This is a genomic window from Lysobacter sp. A286 (assembly GCF_054052105.1).
The window spans coordinates 1-5,760 of sequence record NZ_JBSVRJ010000009.1 but is presented as its reverse complement, the minus strand read 5'-3'; the positions used below and the strand labels follow the sequence as shown (position 1 = coordinate 5,760).

The following is a 5,760-nucleotide window of genomic DNA, read 5'->3' as shown; positions in this document are numbered from 1 at the left end:
TCGCTACACCAACAACACGGCAGGTAGAGCTTGCCATGTTGTCGGCTACGCTACGTAGGTCGGCTTAACTCAAGCGTTAGGCCACACAGGAGATTTCGATGCGACGTGTAAGGTTGAGCGCGGTGGTTCTTGTGTTGGTTTGCGCTCTCGTCGCCGGACTAGTTCAGGCCGCTTCGCCGTCCGAACGCTTCAAGCAAAGCGGCATGAACAAGTACATGCGCAAGAACTACATCGGAGCGATCGCCGACTTTGACAAGTATCTGGCCGCAAACCCGTCGGATTCATCCGTCACCCTACTTAGGGGCCTCTCCAAGAGTCTGGTTAAGCCGGAGAACGTGGCCGGCGCCTGTGAGGATTTCCTGTTGGTGAAATCGGGGCTCAAGGACATGAACGTAGAAACGTACTGTGCAGGTCAGCCCGGGTGGTGAGTTTACGTCGGGTGTGGCCTAACAATTCATTCAAGCCGAACCCGCTTCGCGGGTCGGCTTAATTCAGGCGTTAGGCCTCAGGGGAAATAGATGTACTACGTTGAAATAGCTCTGTTCGTTGTCGGGGTGGTTGTGCTCGTGGTCGGCTACCGGAAGAACCAACGCAATGTGTTGCTCACGGCCGCAATCCTGCTCTTCCTGGCTGGCTCTCTCGGAAGCGCGGTTGATGGCTTCTGGGACGGATACAATCAGACTCGCTCGCAAGCCGTGGTTTAGTCTGTCGGTAACGCGTCAGTGTCACTCACGATCGTTCAATCAGGGGGATTGAAATGTCTGAACTCATGACCGGGGGCGTTGGCCTCGTCGTAATGCTCTTCTTGTTCGTCTTGGCGCTGCTCTGGTTCCTACTACCGTTTGCGATTTTCGGTACCAAAGACAAGCTAGCTGAGATCATCGCGGAAACGAAGAGGACGAATGTCGAACTAGCGCGCATCTCGTCAGAGCTCGCCGCCACACGTAGCGCGCTCGCATCACAAGCGCCTCAGCGCACTATCACGGGCGAGGCCTAACAATTCGTTCAAGCCGAAACCGCTTCGTTACAGCAAAGGCATGGCAGAGAAAGCTTGCCATGTCTTTGCCTCCACTACGCGGTTCGGCTTAACTCAGGCGTTAGGCCCCTTTATGCGAATAGCCGCGATCATGATGTGCCTAAGCCTCGCCGGATGCGTCAGCACACCCTTCGCAACCGAGGCTCCTGCTCCCGGCGACATGGCACACCTCGCCGTCCGTGAGCGCGCCAACTATCCATTTACGCCCGGCGTCGACGGTTTTGTGTCAGTCGACGAACGAGTAGTTCCTAGTGGCCCAGCCAGAGAGTTGTGGGTCGCAGCTGGTCGCCGTCTCATCGGCTACAGCTGCCCTGGTTGGCTCACCATGGACGGTCCTGCCACTATCTCGCAGGCCTTTAACGCCGGCGCAAGCTACGAGCTTACGTGCGAGAGTCCGCCAGCAATCGAACAGGTCCGGTAAGGGACCTAACAATTCATTCAAGCCGAACCCGCTTCGCGGGTCGGCTTAATTCAGGCGTTAGATGCCACGGGAGACATTCGGTGATATCTGCAGCTGGGCGCTTTCCCATCCTTATCATCGTGTCGTTGGTCGTCTTCGCGGTGATCCTGCGATTCGTTACTCGGCGACGCTCCATCAAGCCAGCTCCTGCTTCGGTGCTGGCCGTTTCCGCAGTAGTTGTTGTTGGCGGCATGCTCTTCGCCAAATTTGCTCAAAACGCTGGCTGGCCTTGGTGGATCTACTACACCGTTCCAGCGCTCGTTACCCTTGTTCTTCCGCCAGCCGTCTTCCGTCTCTCGGGGCAGGAGCTTTGGCGCTATCTGGTGCTAGCATTCCTATCAGCGCCAGCCATTCATGTGGCCTTTTCTCTGCTGCTTGGCTGGCACGACTACATGCCATTCCTGCCAGTTCCCTCGTTGCAAGAGCTGCTGGGCCATGGCGGGGCTGGCATCTAACAATTCGTTCAACCCGAACCCGCTTCGTTCCACCAACAACATGGCAGATAGAGCTTGCCATGTTGTTGGCTCCACTACGCAGGTCGGGTTAACTCAGGCGTTAGGGCGCATATGAAAAATTCCGGCTACCTTCTGGCGTTACTACTGAGTATTCCAGCATTCGCTGTCGGCGCGCCTCCCGTGGAATATCCACAAGCCTGCACCCCAACCTACTGCGTACAAATAATTGCCACTGTTCCAGATCAGCCGCAAACATTTGTCATCCGACACAACGCCAAGACGGGTACGGCTACGATGACTGTAGACATGGGTCGTGGATTCTTCGTTGCCTTTAACTCCAAATACGTCGAATCGCGCTTGAGCCATGCACCTAGTGAAAATCGGTGGGAACATCGTGATAACAGTGCATCGGCATGGAGATGCCTGAGGTGTGGCGCCACAAAGGGAAAGGATGAGGTACTCGGAATCGTATTGCGGGGCATCCCCTCAAGTTATGACTTCAATAGTTTGGGCTTATCTGTTTGCGTTTGGGCACTAGACATGTCTGCCGCCGGTTACCGGGACGGCAGATCAATGGTTGGCGAGAAAGCATGTGTTCGAGCGCATGCGCCCTAACAATTCATTCAAGCCGAACCCGCGTCGTCGCTTCGTTCAAATGTGTCGCAGATGTTGTAATGTCAACTCACGGCCAGCGCGTTGCGGGTCGGCTTAATTCAGGCGTTAGGCCTCATGAAGCAGTCATCGCAATCGGATACATGCAGACAGTTTGGGTCGCTCTTTCAGCCACCGGCCGAAGATGATCGCTTGGGTGTTGCGCTTTACACGCTGTCGCAGCTGCCGCTCAATGCCCTCCGGCATTCTCCAGAGGGCGGGACATGCGGCTGGTACATATGGGGCGGCAATTACTCGGAAGATCCGGAGTTCTTCCAGTCACTGCATGTGCATCACATCGTGGAGCATGCACCACAGTTGGTTCCCTTCTTGGCGCTTGCTCCGGGCTGGCGCGTCTTGCTAGCGCCCGAGCAAACGGACGTCTGGTATGACCCGGCTCTCGTTGCCGTGTAGTCTGCGGCCTAACAATTCGTTCAAGCCGAACTTGCTTCGTTCCACCAAAGCCATGGCAGAAAAAGCTTGCCATGGCTTTGGCTCCACTACGCAAGTCGGCTTAACTCAGGCGTTAGCCCTCCTCAAGGATTCATGCATGACTCGATTTTTGCTGCTTACACTGCTTGTGGCCTCATCCACCGCTAGTGCTATCGTGATTCGAGATGACGTTGATGACTCAAAATATCGAGTTCCTGCGTCTGAGTTTCCTGCGTTCGTTGACCTGCCCCATGAAGGGCATGGCGTCCTGATTGCCCCACAGTGGGTTATTACTGCCGCTCATTCGGTCACGTGGCAATCTAAGATAAATAAGGTAGTTCTTAACGGGATTCCTCGGGACGTCGAGCATCTCGTAGTACACCCTGGGTCCAAGAAGCTTCCCCACGACCTGATCCATCAGGCAAGGACTACGGGAGACGCGACACTGGTAATGGCGCTATTTTCCACATCCGATGACATCGCATTAATCAAATTGGCAAAACCGGTGACTGATGTTGCACCTGCGCTTCTACACAGAAGCAGCGCCCAAGTCGGGCAAATCGTCAAAATCATGGGGAAGGGCGCTACGGGCACAGGGGCCACTGGACATGACTCCTCCGCGGACGCCTCCCGCCGGACACAGTTGCGCCGTGCATTTAACAAGATCACCAGCGCCTATGACCGATGGTTCTGCTACACCTTCGACAAGCCGCCCGCAGCCCTGCGTTTTGAGGGCGTGTCCAGTGACGGAGACAGTGGCGGCCCTGTACTTATGGAAGTAGATGGTCAATGGATGTTAACTGGACTGACTTCCTGGAAGGTTGTTCAAGGCAACATTCAAGGCGACACCGCAGTCTTCCGTCCAGGGAAGTACGGACAGGTCATGTGTAACGTGAACTTGAGCCACTATATTGATTGGATCGAAGGCGTGATCCATGCCAAACCGTAGACGGCGGGCTAACAATTCGTTCAAGCCGAACCTGCTTCGCTCCACCAACAACATGGCAGAAAGAGCTTGCCATGTTGTCGGCTGCGCTACGCAGGTCGGCTTAACTCAGGCGTTAGAGGACACCCGAGACCACTGCATGAACCGACGGAGCCATGAATTCTTCGTTAAGCCACCGTGGTCGGGACAGCCCGTACGGCCCTGGATAAGGTTCCTCGCTTGGACCTTTGTGGTTCTTACGCTGCTGGCCGGCATTAGCGCCGCCGTGTTCATCACACTGGAAGGCGGCGTTCCGCGCGAGCAACTGCCCGTACTGTGCTTGTTCGTTGCTGGAGAGCTCTACTTCGTGTCGCTGCTGTCTTACGTTGGGGTCAAAGGTGTCGCGCCATCCTCGTGGCTGCCTTGGAAATGAGCGCATGCGGATGCACGCACGTGTCCTCTAACAATTCGTTCAAGGGGATGCCGCTTCGCGGCACCCCTTAACTCAGGCGTTAGGCTTCAATCTCACTTTGGTAGCAACCATGAAAAACAATCAGCTTCCTATCATTGGCTTAGTTTGTTTTGCTGCCGTAGCAACAGCATGCTCGGCCTCTGAGCCGAAATCTATTTCTGAATGGATTGTTCGACCTTCTTCTGAATTATCAATACCTCGTGCAGCCCATCAAACCACAGCCATCTCCCCGACTCTAGTGCTGGTGACTGGCGGATGCAGCGGTAGTGGATGCACTCCGGTTGAACGGTCTGCCGAACTGGTTCATATCGAGACTGGGCGTTCTGAAGTTACACAACCTATGAACGAAGCCCGAGTTGCACACGCTGCAGCGTTACTCAAGGATGGCAGAGTCTTGGTTGCCGGAGGATGGACTGGCGACATGGCAACCGCTTCCGCCGAAGTGTTCGATCCACAGCATCGTTCTTTCTCGCCCGTTCAAGCAATGGCAACAGCAAGAATGGAAGCTACTGCGACACCGCTACTCAACGGGTCCGTACTAGTCACCGGCGGCGCAAGCGCTACCAATCTTCCTATTTCTCATGCAGAGGTTTTTGACCAGACACAGAATCGATTTGTCGCAGTAGGCGCCATGTATGAGGCCAGAGCGCATCATGCTGCTGTCCGCATGCAAGACGGACGCGTGTTGGTTGTTGGCGGTCAACGTGGACGCAACCTCGCGACCAATTCGGCTGAGATCTACGACCCGGCCACAGAAGCATTCACTCTGTCAGGATCCATGCAACTGCCAAGGTGCAAACATGCAGCTGTTCTACTTAAAGATGGCCGTGTGATGGTAATCGCGGGATCCAGTGATTGCGATGATCGCCGGCGCCTCGCACAAACGGAAATCTATGACCCAAGCACAGGGCAGTTCACCGCCGGGCCACCACTATTGAACCCTCGGTACAAGATAATTGATGCCACCACCGTACTGCCTTCCGGGGAAGTTGTTGTAGCGGGTGATGCAACCGACGTTGAGATATGGACACCTGGAACACCCGCATTCATAAAGGCAGGCGAAAGTATCGACAATGGCCTTGCCTTCAGTACCGCAACCCATTTACCGAATGGGAGTGTGCTCATACTAGGTGGCTACGACAACGACATTCGCCCGACCGCACAGGCATGGGTCATCAGTCGCACCAGAGCGGCGGATAATCACAATTGATGCCTAACAATTCGTTCAAGCCGAAACCGCTTCGCGGTTCGGCTTAACTCAGGCGTTAGAGCCCTAATGACAGTTGATCGGCAAGCTCGAAAGAAGCTGGCGGAGTCCACTCGGTGGCT

6 protein-coding genes are annotated in these 5,760 nt (G+C 55.2%); all 6 read left to right on the top strand.

From position 1 onward, the window contains the following. The first annotated feature begins 113 nt into the window (after window positions 1–113). The 6 genes from ACW7G0_RS14090 (at window position 114) to ACW7G0_RS14065 (ending at window position 5,641) form a co-directional block, all read left to right on the top strand. Window positions 114–428 carry a hypothetical protein gene (locus ACW7G0_RS14090; protein WP_456990617.1) on the top strand — a complete coding sequence of 105 codons (315 nt, stop codon included), beginning with the start codon at window positions 114–116 and terminating at the stop codon, window positions 426–428. Window positions 429–1,537: 1,109 nt separating this feature from the next. Continuing rightward, window positions 1,538–1,951, top strand: a complete 414-nt coding sequence (locus tag ACW7G0_RS14085) for a hypothetical protein (RefSeq protein WP_456990615.1) — start codon at window positions 1,538–1,540, stop codon at window positions 1,949–1,951. Between the two features lie 729 nt (window positions 1,952–2,680). After that, entirely contained in the window at window positions 2,681–3,016 is a 336-nt protein-coding gene (locus ACW7G0_RS14080; protein WP_456990613.1) for an immunity protein Imm33 domain-containing protein, read from the top strand. 136 nt (window positions 3,017–3,152) lie between these two features. Continuing rightward, on the top strand, window positions 3,153–3,983 hold the full coding sequence (locus tag ACW7G0_RS14075; protein WP_456990611.1) for a S1 family peptidase: 831 nt from the start codon (window positions 3,153–3,155) through the stop codon (window positions 3,981–3,983). After that, window positions 3,970–4,392: a hypothetical protein gene (locus ACW7G0_RS14070; protein ID WP_456990609.1), complete on the top strand. Its 423-nt coding sequence runs from the start codon at window positions 3,970–3,972 to the stop codon at window positions 4,390–4,392. The genes ACW7G0_RS14075 and ACW7G0_RS14070 overlap by 14 nt, the downstream gene beginning before the upstream one ends. A gap of 109 nt (window positions 4,393–4,501) precedes the next feature. Then, window positions 4,502–5,641, top strand: a complete 1,140-nt coding sequence (locus tag ACW7G0_RS14065; protein ID WP_456990607.1) for a Kelch repeat-containing protein — start codon at window positions 4,502–4,504, stop codon at window positions 5,639–5,641. Window positions 5,642–5,760: the final 119 nt, after the last annotated feature.

Coding starts and splice junctions, on each gene's coding strand:
- ACW7G0_RS14080 (WP_456990613.1), top strand. CDS start 2,681: ATGAAGCAGTCATCGCAATCGGATACATGCAGACAGTTTGGGTCGCTC.
- ACW7G0_RS14075 (WP_456990611.1), top strand. CDS start 3,153: ATGACTCGATTTTTGCTGCTTACACTGCTTGTGGCCTCATCCACCGCT.
- ACW7G0_RS14070 (WP_456990609.1), top strand. CDS start 3,970: ATGCCAAACCGTAGACGGCGGGCTAACAATTCGTTCAAGCCGAACCTG.
- ACW7G0_RS14065 (WP_456990607.1), top strand. CDS start 4,502: ATGAAAAACAATCAGCTTCCTATCATTGGCTTAGTTTGTTTTGCTGCC.